Consider the following 19,990-nt stretch of genomic DNA (forward strand, 5'->3'; position numbering starts at 1 on the left):
GCGGCCCAGGCCGGCAAGAACACGCAAGTCTTCAGCCATGTTGCAGGCTGGGTTCTGCGGTCGGACAAGGCTGCGAGCGCAACAGGCAGGAACAGGCCGCCCCTTGGGTCAGCGCTGTCCGGGGAATGGCGCGGAAGGCGCGGTCCTGGTCCTCATGACAGCAGCGCGCCCAGCACGACGCCGGCGGCCAGCAGGCTGATGGCCAGGGGCCAACGAGGCGCGGTCGGTTCGACGATGATCGTGCTGGGCTCGGGTCGAGACAGGCGATCGATCTGGCGGTCCACGACCTCAGGCAGCAGGGGACCCCGGCGGCCGAGGGCCTGGACGACCTTCAGCCCGTCGCGCAGGGCGGCGCGCGGGCCAAGGTTGTCGCGGATATAAAGCTCGACCACCGGCCGCGCGGCGGCCCAGATGTTGATCTGGGGATCGAGCGTGCGGGTCACGCCCTCGACCACGACCATGGTGCGCTGCAGCAGGATCAGCTCGGTCCGGGTGGCCATGCCGAAGCGCTCGGTCACCTCGAAGAGATAGGCCAGAAGGTTCGCCATCGAGATGCGGCTCGCGTCGGCGCCGAAGATGGGCTCGCCTACCGCGCGCAGGGCACGGGCGAACTGCGCCATGTTGCGGTCGGGGGGAACATAGCCCGCTTCGAAATGGACGCGGGCGACCCGGTGATAATCGCGCTGGATGAAGCCGTAGAGGATCTCGGCATAGACCCGGCGGGTGTATTCGTCGATCTGGCCCATGATGCCGAAATCGAAGGCGACAATGTCGCCGTTGGGCGCGATGCGCAGGTTTCCCTGGTGCATGTCGGCATGGAAGAAGCCGTCGCGCAGAGCATGGCTGAGGAAAAGCTGCAGCAGCCGCTCGGCCAGGCGCGAGGTGTCGTGCCCCGCCGCGCGGATTGCGGGCACGTCGGCCATGGGGATGCCCTCGGCCCAGTCGCTGGTCAGCACGCGCCGGCCGCTGAGGTCCCAGTGCGGGTGGGGGACCGAAAAGCCCGCGTCCTCGCGTGTGTTCTCGGTGAATTCCGAGGCCGAGGCCGCTTCCAGTCGCAGGTCCAGTTCGCCCATCACGACAGATTCGAAATGCGAGATCACGTCACGCGGGCGCAGGCGGCGGCTCGAGGGGGAAAGCCGCTCGATCATGCCGGCGGCGAAGTGGAAGGCGTCGATGTCGCGGCGGAAGGCGGCGGCGATGCCCGGCCGCAGCACCTTGACCGCGACTTCGGCACCCGTATCGGTGCGGCGCGCCCGGTGGACCTGCGCGATCGAGGCGGCGGCCACGGGTTCCGAGAATTCGGAGAACAGCGTCTCGACTGGGGCGCCCAGGTCCTCCTGCACCTGCAGGCGGGCGATCGGGGTTGGGAAGGGGGGCAGGCTGTCCTGCAGCATCCGCAGGTGGCCCGCCATCTCGGCGCCGACCACGTCGGGGCGGGTCGAGAGGATCTGCCCGAACTTGATATAGGCCGGGCCCAGCGCGGTGATTGCCCGCGTCACGGGGGGCAGCGCCGGGTCCCCGCGATAACCGAGCCAGGCGAAGGGCAGGCCCAGCAGCCGGGCGGCGACCCGCAGCCGGCGCGGCGCGTTCATCGCGTCCAGTGCCTGGCCCATCGCGCCCGTGCGCTGGAAGGTCGCGCCCGTGCGGATCAGGCGCCAGATGTTGTGAGGGCCGCGCATCTCAGATCTTCCAGCCCGAATGCAGCGCGGCGATGCCCATGGACAGGTTGCGGTACTGCACCCGCTCGAAACCCGCGTCCCGGATCATCCCGGCGAAGGTTTCCTGGTCGGGAAAGCGGCGGATGGATTCCACGAGATACTGGTAGCTGTCGCGGTCCCCCGCGACCAGCTGGCCCAAGGGGGGGATCACGTTGAAGGAATACTGGTCATAGGCCCATTGCAGCATGGGCACGGGAAGCTGGCTGAATTCGAGCACCATCAGGCGGCCGCCGGGCTTGAGAACGCGGAAGGCCTCGGACAGGGCGGCGGGGATGCGCGTCACGTTGCGGATGCCGAAGCTGATCGTGTAGCGGTCGAAGCTGGCGTCCGCGAAGGGCAGGGCCATGGCGTCGCCCGTGACCCAGGCGAGGCGGTCGGCCAGACGGTCGGCCTCGGCCCGCTTGCGCCCCTCGACCAGCATGGACTCGGTCATGTCGCACACCGTCACCCTCGCCCCCGGCGCCCGGCCGAGGAAGCGGAAGGCGATGTCGCCGGTCCCGCCCGCCACGTCCAGCAGGTGCTGGCCGTCCCGGGGCGCGAGCCAGTCCATCATGGCGTTCTTCCAGATGCGGTGGATGCCCACGCTCATCAGGTCGTTCATCACGTCGTACTTGGACGCCACGCGCGAGAAGACGCCATGCACCATCCCGGCCTTTTCGCCCTCGGGCACGTCGCGGAAGCCGAAATGGGTGTGCCCCTCGGATTGTTTCGGGGAGTCTTCGGTCATAGCTGAACATCCAGTCGCCGGTCAGGGCGGCACCATGCAGCGGATGGGCGGGAAATGCCAGAACTGCCGGAAGTGGAAACGGTGCGTCGCGGTCTTGCGCCGCACCTTGTCGGGCGCCGCATCGTCCGGGTGGACCAGCGCCGCCCCGACCTGCGCTGGCCGATGCCGCCGGACCTCGTGCAGATGCTGACCGGCGCGCGGGTGACCGAGTTGCGGCGGCGGTCGAAATATATCCTCGCCGATCTCGACCGCGATGCGAGCCTGCTGCTGCATCTCGGCATGTCGGGCCGGGTGCGGATCGAGGGCGAGGGGCTGGGCCGGTTCCACCATGATCCCGCCGTGTTGCCCCAGCACGACCACCTTGTGCTGACCACCGAGGACGGCACGACCATCACCCTGAACGATGCCCGCCGCTTCGGCGCGGTGGATTTCGTGCGCGGCGAGGGCCACCCGCTGCTGGCGGCCCTTGGCCCCGAGCCTCTGGACGACGGCTTCACGCCCGAGCGGCTGGCGGCGGCGCTGGCCGGGCGGCGGACGCCCATCAAGGCGGCGCTGCTGGACCAGCGGATCGTGGCGGGCCTGGGCAACATCTATGTCTGCGAGGCGCTGTTCCGCGCGGGCATCCACCCCACCCGCCCTGCCGGCCGGATCGGGCCCGAGCGCATTGCCCGCCTGCACGCCGCCATCCGCGAGGTGCTGCTGCAGGCCATCGAGGCGGGCGGCTCGTCCCTGCGCGACCACCGCCAGACCTCGGGCGAGCTTGGCTATTTCCAGCACAGCTTCCGCGTCTATGGCCGCGAAGGCCAGCCCTGCCTGCGCGAAGGATGCGGCGGCACGCTGCGGCGGATCGTGCAGGGCGGGCGGTCCACCTGGTATTGCCCGGTCTGCCAGCGGTGACGCTGGAAGGGGCGCGCGCGCTTTGCTAAGCCGGGGGCCACGCTTCAATCGCCCCGGGGAACCGCTTCCATGGCCTACCAGACCCTGATCGTCGAAATCACCGACCATGTCGCCCTGATCCGGCTGAACCGCCCCGAGGCGCTGAACGCGCTGAGCGGCCAGCTCGTGTCCGAACTCGCCGCCGCCATGAAGGCCGCCGACGCCGACGCGGACGTGCGCTGCATCGTCCTGACCGGCAGCGAGAAGGCCTTTGCCGCAGGCGCCGACATCAAGGAGATGGCGTCGAAATCCTATGTCGACGTGCTGACGGGCGATCTCTTCGGTCCCGAGATCGAAGTGATCCAGCGGGTCCGCAAGCCGGTCATCGCCGCCGTTGCGGGCTATGCGCTGGGCGGTGGCTGCGAACTTGCGATGATGTGCGACTTCATCATCTGCGCCGACAACGCCAAGTTCGGCCAGCCCGAGATCAACCTGGGCGTCATCGCGGGCATCGGCGGCACGCAGCGGCTGACCCGTTTCGTCGGCAAGTCGAAGGCCATGGACATGAACCTGACGGGCCGCTTCATGGACGCGGCCGAGGCCGAGCGCTCGGGCCTCGTCAGCCGCGTCGTGCCCGCCGACAAGCTGCTGGACGAGGCCATGGGGGCGGCGAAGAAGATCGCCTCCAAGTCCGCCATTGCCGCGATGGTCGCGAAAGAGGCCGTGAACCGCAGCTACGAGACGACGCTGCGCGAGGGGCTTCTGTACGAACGCCGCGCCTTCCACGCGCTGTTCGCCACCGAGGACCAGAAGGAAGGCATGAGCGCCTTTGCCGAAAAGCGCGAAGCGCAGTTCCGCGACCGCTGATTCGGGTCTTTCATTTCGCGCCCGCAGCGTTTATAGGCGGGCGCTGAAATGCGCGTGGGCCCGCTTAGGCATGAAACAGGACCGCCTCTCCTTGCAGGGGCGGTGGCTTGGGTCTTTTGCGCGATCATCGAACGCAACTGACCAGGAAAGACCCCAGCATGGCCAATACGCCCCAGTCCCAGAAGCGCGCCCGCCAGACCGAGCGCCGCACCGCCGTCAACAAGGCCCGCCGCTCGCGCATCCGCACCTTCCTGCGCAAGGTCGAGGAAGCGATCGCCGGCGGCGACGCGCAGGTCGCGGCCCAGGCGCTGCAGGCGGCCCAGCCCGAACTGATGCGCGGCGTCACCAAGGGCGTGGTCCACAAGAACACCGCGTCGCGCAAGATCTCGCGCCTGGCGGCCCGTGTGAAGGCGCTGTCGAAGGCCTGATCCGGCACATCCCGCCGGCCTTTGCAAGGGCGTCCCGGAGCTTCGGGGCGCCCTTTGTCATTCTGCGCCGCAGCGTCATTAATTTACGTAAATCATTGATTTTGCTTACTTTACAAAAGCGGTGCAAGACTGCCACAGATTCGACGGGCAAAGGGGCTGTCAAGCCGATAGTTCGGTTGCGGGCCTCCGGGGCTTGCCGCTAGCTTGATCCAAGCGATTCACGTCGCAACAGGGGATGAACGCCCGGGCCTTCAGCTGCCAGCACAGGTCCGGGCAGGCGCCAGCCGATGCCGCGGCCCGCTGCCACGGGCCGATCCGGCGCGCCACGGGTCCGTTTCCGGCTGCCACCGGAACGGGCCGACCCGGAACAGACAGAAGGGGCCACTGGCCCGACGCGCCAAAGGCTCGCCTGTGGCGTCCCTGTCCTGTTCATCCCTGTGTTGCGGCGTGATCGCGGTGTCCTGCCGGCGTTCCCGGTGGGGGTTCGGGGACGAAAAGGAACGATTCGGATGGATGATCTTTGGACGGGCGCACGATCCGAACTCGAAGCTCGGGTCGGGACCCACAACTACGTCACCTGGCTGGCGCCGCTGAGCCTGCGCGCCATCGACGGCGGATCGGCCGACATCGCCTGCCCGACGCGCTTCCTGTCGGACTGGGTGTCGCGCCATTATGCCCGCCCGATCCTTGACGCGCTGGTCCATCAGGGCGCCGAGGTCGAGCGGCTGAGCTTCACCGTCGCCGCGCCTGCCCCCGCCGTGGACAACCGCCCGGCCGAGTTGCGCCCGGTGGATTCGATCCCGCGCGCGGTGGCCAGTCCGATGCCCGCCGCGGCCCCTGCTGCTGCGCCCGTGGCTGCGCCCGCTCCGGTTCGCGCCCCCCTGCGCGACGAGGAGATGACGGCGCCGCTGGACGCGCGCTTCACCTTCGACAACTTCGTGGTCGGCAAGCCCAACGAGCTGGCTCATGCCGCCGCCCGCCGCGTGGCCGAGGGCGGGCATGTCACCTTCAACCCGCTGTTCCTTTACGGGGGGGTGGGCTTGGGCAAGACGCACCTGATGCACGCCATCGCCTATGAACGGCAGACCCGCGACCCGCAGGCGCGCATCCTGTATCTGTCGGCCGAGCAGTTCATGTACCGTTTCGTCCAGGCCCTGCGCGAGCGCACGGTCATGGACTTCAAGGAACTGTTCCGCACCGTGGACCTGCTGATGGTGGACGACGTCCAGTTCATCGCCGGCAAGGATTCCACGCAGGAGGAATTCTTTCACACGTTCAACGCGCTGGTGGACCAGGGCAAGCAGATCGTCATCTCGGCCGACCGCGCGCCGGGCGAGATCAAGGACATGGAAGAACGGATCAAGTCGCGCCTGTCCTGCGGGCTGATCGTGGATCTGCATCCAACCGACTATGAACTGCGCCTGTCGATCCTGCAGTCCAAGACGGAACAGTTCCGCCAGACCTATCCGGGCCTGCGGCTGGGGCAGGGGGTTCTCGAATTCCTCGCCCACCGCATCACCTCGAACGTGCGCGTGCTGGAAGGCGCGCTGCAGCGGCTGTTTGCCTTCGCCAGCCTCATGGGGCGCGAGATCGACCTGGACATGACCCAAGAATGCCTGACCGACATCCTGCGGGCCTCGGACCGCAAGGTCACGGTCGAGGAGATCCAGCGCAAGGTGGCCGAGCATTACAACATCCGCCTGTCGGACCTGGTCGGTCCCAAGCGGGTCCGCACGCTGGCCCGGCCCCGCCAGATCGCCATGTATCTGGCCAAGCAGATGACAAGCCGCAGCCTGCCGGAAATCGGTCGCCGCTTCGGCGGGCGCGACCACACCACGATCATGCACGGAATCCGCAAGATCGAGGAACTGCGCACCGAGGATCGCAGCCTCGCCGAGGACATCGACCTGCTGCGCCGCTCGCTGGAGGCCTGAGTCTTCACGGGCGCTTGACCGCCGACGAACATTGACGAAACTGAGCGCGCCGCCCTTCGGGGCGGCTTTCGCGACCAAAGGGGCAAGGACGCCATGAAATTCTCGATCGAAAAGGCGGTTCTGAACAAGGCCGTGTCGCAGGCCCAGTCGGTCGTGGAGCGCCGCAACACCATCCCGATCCTGTCCAACGTGCTGATCGAGGCCACGCCCGAGGGGGTCAGCTTCCGCGCCACCGATCTCGACACCGAGGTCGTGGACCGCGCGCCTGCCACCGTGGAACGCCCCGGCGCCACCACCGTCAGCGCGGCCCTTCTGAACGACATCGCCCGCAAGCTGCCCGACGGGGCGCTGGTCAACATCGCCTTTGACGCGGGTTCGGGCCGGGTCAGCGTGCAGGCGGGACGGGCGAACTTCAACCTCGCCACCCTGCCGCGCGAGGATTTTCCGGTCATGGCCTCGACCGAATACACGGCGAACTTCACCGCCCCGGCGCCGGTGCTGCGGCGGCTTTTCGACAAGTCGCGCTTCGCGATTTCCACGGAAGAAACGCGCTATTACCTGAACGGCGTCTTCATGCATGTCGCAGATGGCGAGGGCGGGCGCACCCTGCGCTGCGTGGCGACCGACGGCCACCGTCTGGCCCGCATCGACGCGCCCCTGCCCGAAGGGGCCGAGGCAATGCCGGGCGTGATCGTCCCCCGCAAGACCGTGGCCGAGCTGAAGAAGCTCTTGGACGACGACGAGGCCGAGATTGCCGTCTCGATCAGCGAAACCAAGGTGCGCTTCGCCAATCCGACGATCACGCTGACCTCGAAGGTCATCGACGGCACCTTCCCCGACTATACCCGCGTGATCCCGCGCGGAAACACCCGCCGGCTGGAGGTCGATGCCGCCGATTTCGCCCGCGCGGTGGACCGGGTCGCGACCGTCAGCAGCGAACGCTCGCGCGCGGTGAAGCTCGCGCTGGACGAGGACCGGCTGATCCTGTCGGTGAACGCCCCCGATGCCGGCGCGGCCGACGAGGAGCTGGCCGTGGCCTATGCCGACGAGCCGCTGGAGATCGGTTTCAACGCGAAATACCTGCAGGAGATCGCGGCCCAGATCGACCGCGAGAATGCCGTCTTCCTGTTCAACGGCTCGGGCGATGCGGCGCTGATCCGCGAGGGCGGGGACGAATCCGCCGTCTATGTCGTCATGCCGATGCGCGTGTGACGCTTAGCCATCTGGCTCTCGCGCAGTTCCGGTCCTGGCCGCGGCTGGCGCTGGAACTGGACGCGCGGCCGGTCGCCATCTTCGGCCCGAACGGCGCGGGCAAGACCAACATCCTGGAAGCCCTGTCGATGCTGTCGCCGGGGCGGGGGATGCGCAGCGCCGCGCCCCAGGACCAAGCCCGGCGCGGCCCCGAGGCGGGCTGGCGTATCAGGGCCACCATCGACGACCATGCGGTCGAAACCGGCGCGGGGCCGGGCGAGGGCCGCAGCGTCACCATCGACGACAAGCCTGCGCCGCAGGTGGCGCTGGGGGCGCTGCTGCGCCTGATCTGGCTGACGCCCGCGATGGACCGGCTGTGGACCGACGCGCCCGAGGTGCGGCGGCGTTTCCTCGACCGCCTGACGCTCAGCTTCGCGCCGGGGCATGCGGAGGAGGCGCTCGCCTATGAAAAGGCCATGCGCGACCGCAACCGGCTGCTGCGGGACGAGATGCGCGACGACCGCTGGTATCGCGTGCTTGAGGCGCGGATGGCCGAGGCGGGCGCCGCGATCACCCGCAACCGGCAGGAGGCCCTGGCCCGGATCATGCAGGCGCAGGCGGGCGCCGAGACCAGCTTCCCCTCGGCCCGTCTGGTGTTGCTGGCCGGCGACGGCGAGGCCGACGATGCCGACCCTGACAGCATCGCCGCGCGTCTGGCTGCGATGCGCCCCCGCGACATGGCGGCCGGCCGCACCCTGACCGGCCCCCACCGGGCCGATCTCGGCGCAAGCTGGGGCCCGCAGGACATGCCCGCCGCGCTGAGTTCGACCGGAGAGCAGAAGGCGCTGCTGCTGTCGCTGATCCTCGCCAATGCCCGCGCGCTGGCGCCCGAACGCCCCGTCGTCCTGCTGGACGAGGTCGCAGCCCACCTGGACGAAAGCCGCCGCGCTGCGCTGTATGACGAGATCACCGCGCTGCCCGCGCAGGCTTTCTTGACCGCCACGGGCCGCGAGCTGTTCGCCGCGCTGGACGGCCGTGCCCGCTTCCTGCACGTTGAGCGCGAAGGCGAGGCCTCGGCCCTGACGGATGAGGGTTGAGGCCGCGCCGCAGCCGCGCCAGCCCCAGGTGCGAGGCGGTGCCCTGGACCAAGGGGAGATGTGCATGACCCTGCCGCGCAATCGCATCAGCCTGATCACGCTGGGCGTGGCGGACCTTTCCCGCGCCCGCCGCTTTTATGGCGACTGGGGCTGGACCCCGCATCCGGACGCGCCCGAGGGCCTCGCGTTGTTCCAGATGCCCGGCCTCGCGCTGGCGCTCTTCGCGCTGGATGAACTGGCCGAGGACCAGCGCCGCGCGAAAGCCGAACTCGGGACCGGCGCCGCGACGCTGGCCCAGAACTGCCGCGACGTCGAGGAGGTCGAGGCGGTCTTCCAGTCCGCGCTTGAGGCCGGGGCCACCTGCCTCAAGCGCCCGGAGAAGGCGGCCTGGGGCGGCACCTCCGGCTACTTTGCCGACCCCGACGGCCATGTGTGGGAGATCGCGCACAACCCCTTCTGGCCCTTGGGCGAGGATGGAGCCCTCACGCTCCCCTGAGGTCCTTCCTGACCCAGATACCCATGGCTACCGCGAGGCGATCACCACGTCGCAGATCTCGAACCGGGTCACGTCCACCAGTCCCAGGTCCGAGATCCGCAACTCGGGGATCACCACCAGCGCCAGCAGGACATGCTGCATGATCGCGTTGTTCAGGCTGCAACCGCAGTCGCGGATGGCGCGGTTGACGGCCTCGGCGGCCTCGGCGACCTCAGGGGCAGGACGGTCCGACATCAGCCCTGCGATGGGCAAGGCGACATGGGCAAGCTCGGCCCCGTCCCGGAAGACGGTGATGCCGCCGCCCAGCTCGGCCAGCCGGGCCGAGGCGGCGGCCATGTTCTCGCCGCAGGTGCCGACGACGATCATGTGGTGGCTGTCATGCGCGACCGTCGAGGCAACGGCCATGCGGCCTTGGTAGCCGAAGCCCTGCACGAAGCCGTTGACCACGCCGCCCGTGCCCTTGTGGCGTTCGACCAGCGCGATGCGCTCGACGCCCCCGGGGATCACCTCGCCGTCGCGGATGGGCAGGGTCGCGATCAGGGCACGGGTCGGAGCCTGGTTCTCGATGACACCGATCACGCGGACCTCGGCCTCGCGCCCTTGAGCAGGCACGCGGAAGTCGGCGGCATTCAGCGCACGGCCGAGGTGGACCGAGTTCCGTGCCTCATCCGGCCAGTCGATGCGCGGGCAGTCCACCAGCAGGCGACCGTCTTCCGCCACCAGGCGGCCCTGCGCCACCACCATCTCGACAGGCAGCGCCCGCAGGTCCCAGGTCAGGATCACGTCGGCCCTGCGCCCGGGCGTGATCGAGCCGAGGTCCCGTTCCATCCCGAAATGCCGGGCGGTATTGATCGTGGCCATCTGGATCGCGACCAGCGGATCGCAGCCGCAGTCCACGGCATGGCGCACCACCCGGTCCATGTGCCCGTCATGCACCAGCGTCCCGGCATGGGAATCGTCCGTGCAGAGCATGAAGCTCGAGGTGTCCAGCCCCCGCTGCGTGATCGCCGTGATCTGCGCCTGGACGTCGTGCCAGGCCGAGCCCAGCCGCATCATCGCGCCCATGCCTTGGCGCACGCGAGCCACGGCCTGCGCCTCGGCCACCGTCTCGTGGTCGTCGGCGGCGCCACCCGCGACATAGGCCGAGAAGGCGCGGCCGAGGTCGGGGCTCGCGTAATGGCCGCCCACCGTCTTGCCTGCGGCGCGGGTCGCGGCGATCTCGGACAGCATCGCGGGGTCTCCGGCCGAAACGGCGGGGAAGTTCATCATCTCGCCCAAGCCCACGACGCCGTCCCAGCCCATGGCCTGCGCGACCTCGCCAGCCGTGATCGGATGGCCCGTGGTTTCCAGCCCCGGCGCCGAGGGCGCGCAGGAGGGCATCTGCGTCAGCATGGTGATGGGCTGGATCAGGCTTTCGTCGCGCATCAGCCGCACGCCTTCCAGCCCCATCACATTCGCGATCTCATGCGGGTCGTGCATGATCGTGGTCGTGCCATGCGGGATCACCGCCGCTGCGAAGCCCGCGGGCGTCAGCATCCCCGATTCCACATGCATATGGGCATCGATCAGACCCGGGACCATGTAGCGGCCATTCGCCTCGATCACCTGCGTGTCGGGGCCGATGTTGACTGATGCGTCGGGCAGGACGCAGGCCACGCGGCCGTCGGCGATGGCGATGTCGTGGCCGGGCAGGACCTCGCGCGTGTGGACGTTGACCCATTGGCCGCCCCGGATCACCATGTCGGCGGGCGCGCGGCCTGCGGCGACCTCGACCAGCCGCGCCTGCGCCTCGATCCACGGTTTCAGCATCGACGGGTCCCTTTCGTTCGTTCGATAATGCGGCGCAACTTGCGCCAGCGGGCGCGGGAAAGGAAGCCGGATGGAATGGCAGGGCGAGGGCACGGCGATCACGCGGCGCCGGCATGGCGAACACGCGGTGATCCTGACCGCGCTGACGCGCGAGCTGGGGCTGATCTCGGGTGTCGTGCCGGGCGGCGCGAGCGTACGGCGCGCGGCCATCCTTCAGCCCGGAAACAGGTTGTCCCTGCGGTGGCGGGCGCGGCTGGACGACCAGTTGGGCAGCTTCACGGTCGAACCGGGGCGGACGCGTGCGGGGCTGATGGCGGATGCGGATGCCCTGGCGGGCCTGAACGCGGTGACCGCGCTGATCGCCTGGGCGCTGCCCGAGCGCGACCCGCATCCGCGGCTGGTCGATGCGACGGAAGGCTTGCTGGACGCAATGGAGGGGGGCAGCGGAAGGGGCGCTGACGGCACTGCCGGAGCCGGGGAGCTGTCTGCCCCCCTTGCCGCCACCGCCGCCTTCCTCGCTGAAAACGGTCCACCGCCTTGGACAGAGCAGTATCTTCGTTGGGAGCTTCTGCTGCTGGACGAACTGGGCTTCGGCCTGTCGCTGGATCGCTGTGCGGTCAGCGGCGCACGCGAGGGGCTGACGTATGTTTCGCCCAAGTCCGGCCATGCGGTGACGGCCGAGGCGGCGGGGGAGTGGGCGGCGCGGCTGCTTCCCTTGCCGGGCATCCTGGGCGGACCGGATGCGGAGGGCGGTCTTGCCGCCGGTTTCGCGCTGACCGGACATTTCCTGACCACGCGGCTGGCCGAGGCGCAGGTGGGGCGGCCCTTGCCTGCCGCCCGCGCGCGGCTGGTGGCGCGGCTGACAGCCGGCCCCAAGGATAAGGACCGCCCCGAGGGGCGGCCCTGAGAAAGCTCAGTTCCCCGAGCGTTCCAGCGTCATCCAGCCCAGGGGGCTCTTGATCTTCAGCACGCCACCCGACCATTCGGCCTCGGACGCCTGGGTCACGGCTTCGAGGAAGCGGCCCTCGAAGCCCTTGTGACCGCAGGGATTGTCGGTCCAGTTCATCACGCTGACGCTGATCTGCGGCAGCGTCGCGGCGTTGGTGGCGGCGAACGTGTTGCACGGCCCGTTGCCGGTGATCTGGCCGGGCGTCAGGCGGATGCGGGAATCGCGCGTGGGCACGGCCTCCTGGCCGAAGCCGACCATGGTGTAGGTGCCGAAGGGAATGCCACCCTCGAAGCCCGTGCCGTCAGCGGGCATGGGCTCGGGGCCGCAGGCCGCCAGGGTGGCGAGGGTTGCGGAAACGGCGGCGATGCGCAGGGCGGAGATCATGTAAGGCTTCCCCCGATGAACAGGTGTTTGACTTCACGAGAATATCGCACGGCCCTGCCACCGGGTTGCCATAATGTCCATGCACGGGGGCGCGAGCGGCGCCCGTCGTGCCATTCGGGCAACGCGATCAGCCCAGCAGACGCCGTGCGATCACCTGCGCCTGGATCTCGGCCGCACCCTCGAAGATGTTGAGGATGCGCGCGTCGCAGAGCACCCGGCTGATCGTGTATTCCAGCGCGAAGCCGTTGCCGCCGTGGATCTGCAGGGCGTTGTCGGCCGCGGCCCAGGCGACCCGGGCGCCCAGCAGCTTGGCCATCCCCGCTTCCAGGTCGCAGCGCTTGTCATGGTCCTTCTGCCATGCCGAATGATAGGTCAGCTGGCGGGCGATCATGATCTCCACCGCCGTCAGCGCCAGCTTGTCGGCCACGCGCGGAAACTCGATCAGGGCCTTGCCGAACTGCTTGCGGTCCAGCGCATAGCGCATCCCCAGTTCCAGCGCCGACTGCGCCACGCCGATGGCGCGGGCCGCCGTCTGGATGCGGGCGGATTCAAAGGTCTGCATCAGCTGCTTGAAGCCCTGCCCAGGCTGGCCGCCCAGTAGGTTCTCGGCCTTGACCTTGAAGCCGTCGAAACCGAGCTCGTATTCCTTCATGCCGCGATAGCCGAGCACCTCGATCTCGCCGCCCGTCATGCCGGGGGTGGGGAAGGGGTTCTCGTCCGTGCCGGGGGTCTTCTCGGCCAGGAACATCGACAGGCCGCGCCAGTCGGTCGTGTCGGACTCGGTCCGCGCCAGCAGCGTCATGACATGGGTGCGGGCGGCATGGGTGATCCAGGTCTTGTTGCCGGTGATCTCCCAGCCGTCCTCGGTGCGGACGGCGCGGGTGCGCAGGGACCCGAGGTCCGAGCCGGTGTTCGGCTCGGTAAAGACGGCGGTGGGCAGGATCTCGCCGCTTGCGAGCTTGGGCAGCCACTGTTCCTTCTGCTCGGGCGTGCCGCCGACAAGGATCAGTTCCGCCGCGATCTCCGAGCGGGTGCCCAGCGAGCCCACGCCGATATAGCCGCGCGAGAGTTCCTCGCTGACGACGACCATGGACGCCTTCGAGAGGCCGAGGCCCCCGAACTCCTCGGGAATGGTCAGGCCGAAGACGCCGAGTTCGGCGAGTTCGTTGATGACCTCCATCGGGATCAGCTCGTCCTTCAGGTGCCACTCATGGGCGTTGGGGATCACCCGGTCCTCGGCATAGCGGCGGAACTGGTCGCGGATCATCTCCAGGTCCTCGTCGAGGCCGGTGGCGCCGACCGTCGCCCGGCCCGCGTTGTCCTGCATCAGCGCGACCAGCCGCGCGCGGGCCTGCGGGCTGTTGCCCCCCATCGCCGCGCGGGCCGCGTCCGAGGGCTGCCAGTCGATCCCGAGGTCCGAGAGGCGGGCGAACTCGGTCTGGCTCATCGGAATGCCGCCGGCGATCTGCGTCAGGTATTCGCCGAAGCCGATCTGCAGGATCAGCGCCTCGATCTCGCCAAAAGCCTCGCCGAGCCGCCCGGCCCAGGCCGACAGCTGCCTGAGCGACTCGACATAGGTCGCAAGCCAGGACAGCGCGTGGGCCGCGTGCTGATCGGTTTCCAGCACGGCCGGGTCGATCCTGCCGCCGCCCACCCGCGCCCGCAGCGCCTCGGTCGCGCGGGCGAGAAGCGTATCGAGTTCCGGGACAAGGGTCTGCGCGTCGGCAGGGGAAAGTGTGGCGCGGGCGTCAAGCATGGGGCTGTTCCTGCGAGAAGGGGCTCGAATCTGCCTAGCCTTTTCGCAGGTGCAGCGCAACTATGCTGCGCAGGCACAGGCTTGCGCGCAGCTTCGTTGCGCACATGCGCAATGGCGTCTCTCACAAGGCCTGTCCCTGCGGCCACCTCTTGCCGCCACGCCTGCGCGGGGGCAGGGTCCGCGCCATGTTCGGCCTTGACCCCCAGACGCTTCTGCTTGTTTCCGCCATCACCTTCGGCGCGGGCACCATCAAGGGCGCGATCGGCTTTGCCATGCCGATCATCCTGATGTCGGCGCTGGGCTCGTTTCTTCCCACGCAGGTGGCCTTGGGGCTGATGATCCTGCCCGTGCTGCTGACGAATGTGCAGCAGGCGACGCGGCAGGGCATGGGCGCGGCCTGGGGAACGGCGCGCGACTATCGCTGGCATATCGCGATGGTGGCGGTGTTCATGTTCGTCTCGGCCCCCTTCGCGCGGGTGATCCCCCAGCCGCTCATGTATCTCGCGCTCGGGGTGCCGATCCTCGGCTTCGCGCTGTGGCAGCTGTCAGGCCGCCCGATGACCCTGCCGATCCATCACCGCCGCCGGGCCGAGGTCACCAGCGGCATCATCGGCGGGCTTTACGGCGGGGTGTCCGGCATCTGGGGGCCGCCGCTGATCGTCTACCTGCTGTCCATCGGCGCCCCCAAGCTGGAACAGATCCGGGTGCAGGGCGTCGTTTTCCTTCTGGGAGGGGCCGCATTGACGGTGGCGCATCTTGCCTCGGGCGTGCTGAACGCGCAGACGCTGCCGCTGTCCCTGCTGATGGTGATCCCCGCCTTCGCCGGGATGCAGCTGGGCTTCTGGCTGCAGGACCGGATGGACCTGGCGCAGTTCCGGCGCTGGACCCTGGTGCTGCTGGCGCTGACCTCGCTGAACCTGATCCGCCGGGGGATAGAGGTGATGTCATGACCGATCCCACCCTTCTGACCGCCCGCCTGATCCGCTGCGCCTCGGTGACGCCCGAGGCCGGCCCAGCGCTGGACCTGCTGCAGGAGGTGCTGGAACCTGCGGGGTTCGACTGCCGCCGGGTGGACCGGAACGGCGTGCCCAACCTTTACGCCCGCTGGGGCGCCAAGGGCGCGCGCAGCTTCGGCTTCAACGGCCATGTGGACGTGGTGCCCCCGGGCGATCCGGCCAGTTGGACCCATCCGCCCTTTTCCGGCGCGCTGGCGGACGGGATGATCTGGGGCCGGGGCGCCACCGACATGAAGTCGGGCGTGGCTGCCTTTGTCGCGGCGGCGGTGGATTTCGTGACCAAGACGCCCCCGGATGGCGCCGTGATCCTGACCATCACCGGCGACGAGGAAGGCCCGTCCCGCGACGGCACCCGCGCCATCCTCGACTGGATGCGTGACGCGGGCGAGCGCATGGACGTCTGCATCGTGGGCGAGCCCTCGAACCCCGAGGCGATGGGCGAGATGATCAAGATCGGCCGCCGGGGCAGCCTGACCGCGCAGATCACCGCCACCGGCCGCCAGGGCCATGCGGCCTATCCCCATCGCGCGCTCAATCCCCTGCACGCGCTGGTACGGCTGCTGGGGGACCTGACCGCCCGGCCGCTGGACCAGGGAACGGCGCATTTCGACCCCTCGGGGTTGCAGGTCACGACCATCGACTGCGGCAACCCGGCCTCGAACGTCATCCCCGAACGGGCGACCGCGACCGTCAACATCCGCTTCAACGACGCGCATACCGGTGACAGCCTGACCGCCATGCTGCACGAGCGCGCGGCGGCGGTCGAGGCCGAGACCGGCGTCCGCATCGCCCTTGCCGTCACGGTCAGCGGCGAGTCCTTCGTGACCGAGCCCGGTCCCTTCGTGGACTTGGTGGCGGGAGTCGTGACCAAGCACACCGGCCGCGTTCCGGTGCTGTCCACCTCGGGCGGCACCTCGGACGCCCGCTTCGTCAAGGACCACTGCCCGGTGGTCGAGTTCGGCCTTGTCGGCGCCTACATGCACCAGGTGGACGAGCGCGTCCCGGTCGAGCAGGTCCACCAGTTGAAAGCCATCTACCAGTCCATCCTGCAGCGGTTTTTCCGATGAAGATCACCGTCACCGACGATTTCCCCGCCTGCGCCGCGATCCGCCGCCGCGTCTTCATCGAGGAACAGAACGTTCCCGAGGAACTGGAACTGGACGATCTGGACGCCACTGCCGTGCACCTGCTGGCGACGCAGGACGGTCGCCCCGTCGGTACCGCCCGCCTGCTGATCGAGGGCGAAACCGCCAAGATCGGCCGCGTCGCGATCCTGCCCGAGTTGCGGGGCACGGGCGCAGGCGCGGCCCTGATGCGCGCCGCGCTGGACGAACTGCGCGCGCGCGGCGTCACCATGGCGAAACTGGGCGCGCAGACCCATGCCATCGGCTTCTACGAACGGCTGGGCTTCACCGTCTACGGCCCGGAATACGACGACGCGGGGATCCCCCACCGCGACATGAGCCTGGCGCTGTGAGGCGGGCTTGATCCGCCCCGAGCTGGTCGCCCGCTTCAGGCCCTGGCGCGAGGTGGGGGCCGCCGCGCTGACCGGCGCCTTCGGCCTCTGGGTCTTCGCACAGGGCGGGTTGTTCTTCCAGCCCCTGGGCGGGGCGATCCTCGCCTTCGCGCTTCTCTGGGGCATTGGCGCCTGGCGGCGTCGGCGCTTTGCCGTGGACATCGGAGCGCCGGGATTCGTCGAGGTCGAGGAAGGCGCGATCCGCTATTACGGCGCCCGGGCGCTGGGCGGAGAGATCGCCCTGCGCGACCTGTCCCAGATCCGTCTGATCCGGCTGGAAGGCCACGCCCATTGGCGGCTGAAGACGCGAGAGGGCGAGGCTCTGCTGATCCCCGTCGAGGCGGCAGGGGCGGCGGCCTTGGCCGATGCCTTCGCGGCCCTGCCGGGCTTCGACCTCAGCGCGGCCGCGGCGGCCTTGGCGGCGAACGATGCCTTTCGCGTCGTCTGGCAGCGGAAGGACTGACGCAAAGGGAAAAGGCCGGGAACGCCCCGGCCTTTTCGTCTGATCCAAGTATCCAAGGGTGCAGGGGCAAGGCCCCGGTCCCGTCAGCTCCGCGCCAGCAGGTCCGTGATCCGGCGCACCGAGGCGCGGCGGTTGGCGCGGATGTCGCCTTCCTGCGGCACCTTCAGGAACTGCTCGCCATAACCCTGCACCACCATGTTTTCCGGCGGCACGCCGAAGAACTCGGTCAGGGCCAGGGCGACCGACTCGGCCCGGCGGTCCGACAGCGCCAGGTTCATGGCATCCGCGCCCACCGTGTCGGTATGTCCCTCGATCAGGTACATCTCCGAGGGGTTCTGCCGCACGCTGTCGGCGATCACGCGGCCCAGCGAGGCCAGCGCCTGCGCCTGGTCCGGCTTGATCGCGGCCGAGCCGGTGTCGAAGGTGATCGCCTGGATGTCCACGGGGGCGACCAGGGCGCGCACCTCGGGGATGTTGCGGATCTGGCCCAGGGTGAAGGTCCGGTCCACCTGCGTTTCGCGCCGCAGCGCCTCGCGCAGGGCGTCCTCGGACAGCTGCTGGCCGGGGGCGACCACGACCGGGCGGGCGGGCGGGGGCAGGCTCGCCACGTCCACGGGCGCGACTTGCGCCGTTTCGTCGATCAGCGCGGTGGTGGTGCCGTTCGGCTGCACCAGCGTCCGGCGCAGCACGCGCAGGTCGGCGTCGCGGATCGTCACGACCTGGCTGCCGTCCTCGCGCGTGACGATGGTCCGGGTCGAACCGTCGGCATATTCCTCGGTCTGCACGGTCGAGCCGGGACGCAGCAGCAGGGCGTTGTCGTCCTTGATGATCTCCTGGCTGCCGTCAGGCCGGGTCACGACGACGCGGTCGCCGGTGTTGAGTTCGACCTGGCGGTTGTTCGACAGAAGCTGCCCCACGGCGAGGCCCGCCAGTGCCGGAAGCACCGCCTGACGCAGCACGTTTTCCAGGTTGCTGCGGTCATCGTCCTCGTTGTCACGCGCCTCGGTCCGCGCACCGTCCGTGGTGACGGGCTGGCCGTCCGCGCCGACGACCACCGGGGCGGTCGCGCCCTGCGTTCCGCCCACCACGGGGATGTCGCCCTGGCGCAGCGCCCCGCGCACGTCGGTCAGGAAGTCCTCGGTCGCGCTGCGCGAGGTTTCCTCGGTCACCTGCCGCGTGTCCGAGGTGGTGACCGGCGCGGCCGTCTCGGCCAGCGCGGCGGCGGCCGGGGCCGCTGCCGCCGCGGCGGCCTCGCGGGCGGCGTCGGTCGGGCGTGCCTCGGCCTCGGGAACCTCGCGCGCGCCGGCGAGGGCGGCGGCAAGCTCCTCGTCGGTGGGGGCGGTCGGCGTCGCCGCCGCGCCTTCCGTGACAACCGGGGCTGCGCCTTCTGCCGCAGTGGCAGCCGTCGCGCCGGCTCCGGCCGCTGCTTCAGCCGCGGGGGCCGTTCCTTCGGAAGCGGTGCCCTCGACGATCGGGGTTGTGGCAGTGCCGTCCGTGGCGGCGCTTTCCGCTGCAGCCTGTCCGGCGGCTTCGGCCGGGCTGGTCGCCTCGGCCGCAGGTGCTGCGCCTGCGTCCCTGTCGGCACTTGCGGCCGAAGCTGCCGCGCCGCTTTCCGCGGCAGGGGCCGCGTCGGTGCTGGCCTCGCCTTCGCTGCGTTCGGCCAGCGCGCGGGCCAGGTCGGCTTCGGACGGCGCATCTGCAGCGGCCGGAGCTTCAGCCGCCGCGGCGGGCTCGCTGGTCTCGGGGGCGGCTTGCGCCTGCGGAGCAGGCGTCGGCGCCTCGGGGGACGCCGCAGCCTCTTCGGCTGCCTGCGCAGGCGTCTCGGCGGCGACGACCGGCGCCTCGGCGGGCTCGGCCGCGGCTTCCGGCTGGTCTTCCGCCGTGTCCTCAGCTGCGGCTTCGGCCGCCTGCGCGGGCGCCTCGGCGGCAGGCTCTGCCTCCACGACCGGTGCCTCGGCAGGCTCGGGCGCAGCTTCCGGCGCGGCCTCTGCCGTTTCCTCGGGGGCGGCAGCCTCGACGGCGGGCTCTTCGGCCTCGGCTGCAGGCTCTTCCGCCGCCGCCGGAGCTTCGGCCGGCGCAGCAGCCTCGGGTTCGGGCTCCGGCGCGGCCTCTGCCACGGGTTCGGGGGCGGGCGCTTCGGCGGCCGGCTCTTCGGCCACGACCGGTGCATCCGCCTCGGCCGCGGCGGCCGCAGCCGCTGCATCGGCCGCCGCTGCATCGGCGCCTGCGTTACCTTCAGCCGCAGCGTCAGGCAGTGGCACGGCATCCGTGGCCGTCTCCCCGTCCGCCTGCGCCAGCCGCACGGGTGCGGGCAGATCGGCCTCGGACCTCGGTGCGCCGTAAAGCTTGCCATCCGCCGGCACCAGCCTGCCTTCGCCGTTCACGCGCTTCACCTGCTGCGGCGCGGGGGCGAGGATGAAGCTGCCGTCTTCGACCATCTGCACGGCGATGCCCTTGGGCGTGAACAGGGGCGAGCCCTCGGGGCAGGGCTTCGGCGCGTTCATCAGGCAGTTCAGGTCGTCCGCCTTCAGGCCCGCGCGGATTTCCTCGTCCAGCATCCGGGCCAGTTCCGGCATGTTGCCTGCCCGCGTCTGGGCGGTTCGGGCTGCGTCGGGGGCAGGCAGGGCCTGCGCCCCGCTTACATGCGGCAGGGCCAGGCCCAGGCCCAGGGCAAGCGCGGTGGAATTGCGGAAAAAGGTGCGAGGCATTGCGGCTCCATGTCCCGAGGCGCGGCAAGGGCGCCGCGCGGTTCCGGCCCGCAAG

Annotated in this window: 18 protein-coding genes; 12 read left to right on the forward strand and 6 right to left on the reverse strand. The window is 69.8% G+C overall.

Going from position 1 to position 19,990, the window contains the following annotated elements; genetic code table 11:
- Nucleotides 1-152 precede the first annotated feature (152 nt).
- Nucleotides 153-1,679, reverse strand: coding sequence for a 2-polyprenylphenol 6-hydroxylase (gene ubiB, locus BLQ03_RS03230; RefSeq protein WP_090752687.1), 1,527 nt, complete (start codon nucleotides 1,677-1,679; stop codon nucleotides 153-155).
- Between the two features lies 1 nt (nucleotide 1,680).
- Nucleotides 1,681-2,445, reverse strand: coding sequence for a bifunctional demethylmenaquinone methyltransferase/2-methoxy-6-polyprenyl-1,4-benzoquinol methylase UbiE (ubiE, locus tag BLQ03_RS03235; protein WP_090752691.1), 765 nt, complete (start codon nucleotides 2,443-2,445; stop codon nucleotides 1,681-1,683).
- A gap of 54 nt (nucleotides 2,446-2,499) precedes the next feature.
- On the opposite strand from ubiE, the gene mutM reads away from it, so the two are divergent.
- The 7 genes from mutM to BLQ03_RS03270 all read left to right on the forward strand — a co-directional run bounded on the left by mutM (nucleotide 2,500) and on the right by BLQ03_RS03270 (nucleotide 9,334).
- Nucleotides 2,500-3,342 (forward strand): bifunctional DNA-formamidopyrimidine glycosylase/DNA-(apurinic or apyrimidinic site) lyase, encoded by an 843-nt coding sequence (gene mutM / locus BLQ03_RS03240; protein ID WP_090752696.1) that lies wholly within the window; start codon nucleotides 2,500-2,502, stop codon nucleotides 3,340-3,342.
- Between the two features lie 69 nt (nucleotides 3,343-3,411).
- Nucleotides 3,412-4,188, forward strand: a complete 777-nt coding sequence (locus tag BLQ03_RS03245; protein WP_090752700.1) for an enoyl-CoA hydratase — start codon at nucleotides 3,412-3,414, stop codon at nucleotides 4,186-4,188.
- A 158-nt stretch (nucleotides 4,189-4,346) separates the two neighbouring features.
- Nucleotides 4,347-4,616 (forward strand): 30S ribosomal protein S20, encoded by a 270-nt coding sequence (gene rpsT / locus BLQ03_RS03250; RefSeq protein ID WP_090752703.1) that lies wholly within the window; start codon nucleotides 4,347-4,349, stop codon nucleotides 4,614-4,616.
- Nucleotides 4,617-5,125: 509 nt separating this feature from the next.
- A complete protein-coding gene (gene dnaA, locus BLQ03_RS03255; protein ID WP_090752707.1) occupies nucleotides 5,126-6,550 on the forward strand; it encodes a chromosomal replication initiator protein DnaA in 1,425 nt (474 codons plus the stop codon).
- A gap of 93 nt (nucleotides 6,551-6,643) precedes the next feature.
- Nucleotides 6,644-7,762 carry a DNA polymerase III subunit beta gene (dnaN, locus tag BLQ03_RS03260; RefSeq protein ID WP_090752711.1) on the forward strand — a complete coding sequence of 373 codons (1,119 nt, stop codon included), beginning with the start codon at nucleotides 6,644-6,646 and terminating at the stop codon, nucleotides 7,760-7,762.
- Nucleotides 7,759-8,838 carry a DNA replication/repair protein RecF gene (recF, locus tag BLQ03_RS03265; RefSeq protein ID WP_090752716.1) on the forward strand — a complete coding sequence of 360 codons (1,080 nt, stop codon included), beginning with the start codon at nucleotides 7,759-7,761 and terminating at the stop codon, nucleotides 8,836-8,838. The genes dnaN and recF overlap by 4 nt, the downstream gene beginning before the upstream one ends.
- Before the next feature lie 70 nt (nucleotides 8,839-8,908).
- Nucleotides 8,909-9,334 (forward strand): VOC family protein, encoded by a 426-nt coding sequence (locus BLQ03_RS03270; RefSeq protein ID WP_090753038.1) that lies wholly within the window; start codon nucleotides 8,909-8,911, stop codon nucleotides 9,332-9,334.
- A gap of 27 nt (nucleotides 9,335-9,361) precedes the next feature.
- On the opposite strand, the gene ade is transcribed toward BLQ03_RS03270, so the two are convergent.
- The gene (ade, locus tag BLQ03_RS03275; protein WP_090752720.1) at nucleotides 9,362-11,143 is read right to left on the reverse strand and encodes an adenine deaminase; all 1,782 of its coding nucleotides are present in this window, start codon (nucleotides 11,141-11,143) and stop codon (nucleotides 9,362-9,364) included.
- A gap of 70 nt (nucleotides 11,144-11,213) precedes the next feature.
- On the opposite strand from ade, the gene recO reads away from it, so the two are divergent.
- Nucleotides 11,214-12,050 (forward strand): DNA repair protein RecO, encoded by an 837-nt coding sequence (gene recO, locus BLQ03_RS03280; RefSeq protein WP_090752724.1) that lies wholly within the window; start codon nucleotides 11,214-11,216, stop codon nucleotides 12,048-12,050.
- Nucleotides 12,051-12,056: 6 nt separating this feature from the next.
- On the opposite strand, the gene BLQ03_RS03285 is transcribed toward recO, so the two are convergent.
- Nucleotides 12,057-12,476 (reverse strand): META domain-containing protein, encoded by a 420-nt coding sequence (locus BLQ03_RS03285; protein ID WP_090752727.1) that lies wholly within the window; start codon nucleotides 12,474-12,476, stop codon nucleotides 12,057-12,059.
- Between the two features lie 127 nt (nucleotides 12,477-12,603).
- Complete coding sequence (locus tag BLQ03_RS03290; RefSeq protein WP_090752731.1) at nucleotides 12,604-14,232, reverse strand: acyl-CoA dehydrogenase family protein; 1,629 nt, start codon at nucleotides 14,230-14,232, stop codon at nucleotides 12,604-12,606.
- A gap of 185 nt (nucleotides 14,233-14,417) precedes the next feature.
- On the opposite strand from BLQ03_RS03290, the gene BLQ03_RS03295 reads away from it, so the two are divergent.
- The 4 genes from BLQ03_RS03295 to BLQ03_RS03310 are packed head-to-tail and all read left to right on the forward strand — an operon-like array spanning nucleotide 14,418 to nucleotide 17,227.
- The gene (locus tag BLQ03_RS03295; RefSeq protein ID WP_090752735.1) at nucleotides 14,418-15,182 is read left to right on the forward strand and encodes a sulfite exporter TauE/SafE family protein; all 765 of its coding nucleotides are present in this window, start codon (nucleotides 14,418-14,420) and stop codon (nucleotides 15,180-15,182) included.
- The gene (dapE, locus tag BLQ03_RS03300; RefSeq protein WP_090752738.1) at nucleotides 15,179-16,315 is read left to right on the forward strand and encodes a succinyl-diaminopimelate desuccinylase; all 1,137 of its coding nucleotides are present in this window, start codon (nucleotides 15,179-15,181) and stop codon (nucleotides 16,313-16,315) included. Before BLQ03_RS03295 ends, dapE begins: the two co-directional genes overlap by 4 nt.
- Nucleotides 16,312-16,725 (forward strand): GNAT family N-acetyltransferase, encoded by a 414-nt coding sequence (locus BLQ03_RS03305; protein ID WP_090752743.1) that lies wholly within the window; start codon nucleotides 16,312-16,314, stop codon nucleotides 16,723-16,725. Before dapE ends, BLQ03_RS03305 begins: the two co-directional genes overlap by 4 nt.
- A gap of 7 nt (nucleotides 16,726-16,732) precedes the next feature.
- Nucleotides 16,733-17,227 (forward strand): hypothetical protein, encoded by a 495-nt coding sequence (locus BLQ03_RS03310; protein WP_090752747.1) that lies wholly within the window; start codon nucleotides 16,733-16,735, stop codon nucleotides 17,225-17,227.
- Between the two features lie 83 nt (nucleotides 17,228-17,310).
- On the opposite strand, the gene BLQ03_RS03315 is transcribed toward BLQ03_RS03310, so the two are convergent.
- Nucleotides 17,311-19,935, reverse strand: a complete 2,625-nt coding sequence (locus tag BLQ03_RS03315; protein WP_090752751.1) for an OmpA family protein — start codon at nucleotides 19,933-19,935, stop codon at nucleotides 17,311-17,313.
- Between the last annotated feature and the right edge of the window lie 55 nt (nucleotides 19,936-19,990).

The organism is Paracoccus chinensis (assembly GCF_900102885.1).
In the GTDB taxonomy this organism is placed as follows: domain Bacteria; phylum Pseudomonadota; class Alphaproteobacteria; order Rhodobacterales; family Rhodobacteraceae; genus Paracoccus; species Paracoccus chinensis.

Bases quoted from the DNA above. Each gene is read 5' to 3' on its own strand.
- mutM (WP_090752696.1), top strand. From the start codon at position 2,500: ATGCCAGAACTGCCGGAAGTGGAAACGGTGCGTCGCGGTCTTGCGCCG.
- ubiE (WP_090752691.1), bottom strand. From the start codon at position 2,445: ATGACCGAAGACTCCCCGAAACAATCCGAGGGGCACACCCATTTCGGC.
- rpsT (WP_090752703.1), top strand. From the start codon at position 4,347: ATGGCCAATACGCCCCAGTCCCAGAAGCGCGCCCGCCAGACCGAGCGC.
- dapE (WP_090752738.1), top strand. From the start codon at position 15,179: ATGACCGATCCCACCCTTCTGACCGCCCGCCTGATCCGCTGCGCCTCG.
- BLQ03_RS03245 (WP_090752700.1), top strand. From the start codon at position 3,412: ATGGCCTACCAGACCCTGATCGTCGAAATCACCGACCATGTCGCCCTG.
- BLQ03_RS03295 (WP_090752735.1), top strand. From the start codon at position 14,418: ATGTTCGGCCTTGACCCCCAGACGCTTCTGCTTGTTTCCGCCATCACC.
- BLQ03_RS03315 (WP_090752751.1), bottom strand. From the start codon at position 19,935: ATGCCTCGCACCTTTTTCCGCAATTCCACCGCGCTTGCCCTGGGCCTG.
- recO (WP_090752724.1), top strand. From the start codon at position 11,214: ATGGAATGGCAGGGCGAGGGCACGGCGATCACGCGGCGCCGGCATGGC.
- BLQ03_RS03285 (WP_090752727.1), bottom strand. From the start codon at position 12,476: ATGATCTCCGCCCTGCGCATCGCCGCCGTTTCCGCAACCCTCGCCACC.
- BLQ03_RS03290 (WP_090752731.1), bottom strand. From the start codon at position 14,232: ATGCTTGACGCCCGCGCCACACTTTCCCCTGCCGACGCGCAGACCCTT.
- dnaA (WP_090752707.1), top strand. From the start codon at position 5,126: ATGGATGATCTTTGGACGGGCGCACGATCCGAACTCGAAGCTCGGGTC.
- dnaN (WP_090752711.1), top strand. From the start codon at position 6,644: ATGAAATTCTCGATCGAAAAGGCGGTTCTGAACAAGGCCGTGTCGCAG.
- ade (WP_090752720.1), bottom strand. From the start codon at position 11,143: ATGCTGAAACCGTGGATCGAGGCGCAGGCGCGGCTGGTCGAGGTCGCC.
- ubiB (WP_090752687.1), bottom strand. From the start codon at position 1,679: ATGCGCGGCCCTCACAACATCTGGCGCCTGATCCGCACGGGCGCGACC.
- BLQ03_RS03305 (WP_090752743.1), top strand. From the start codon at position 16,312: ATGAAGATCACCGTCACCGACGATTTCCCCGCCTGCGCCGCGATCCGC.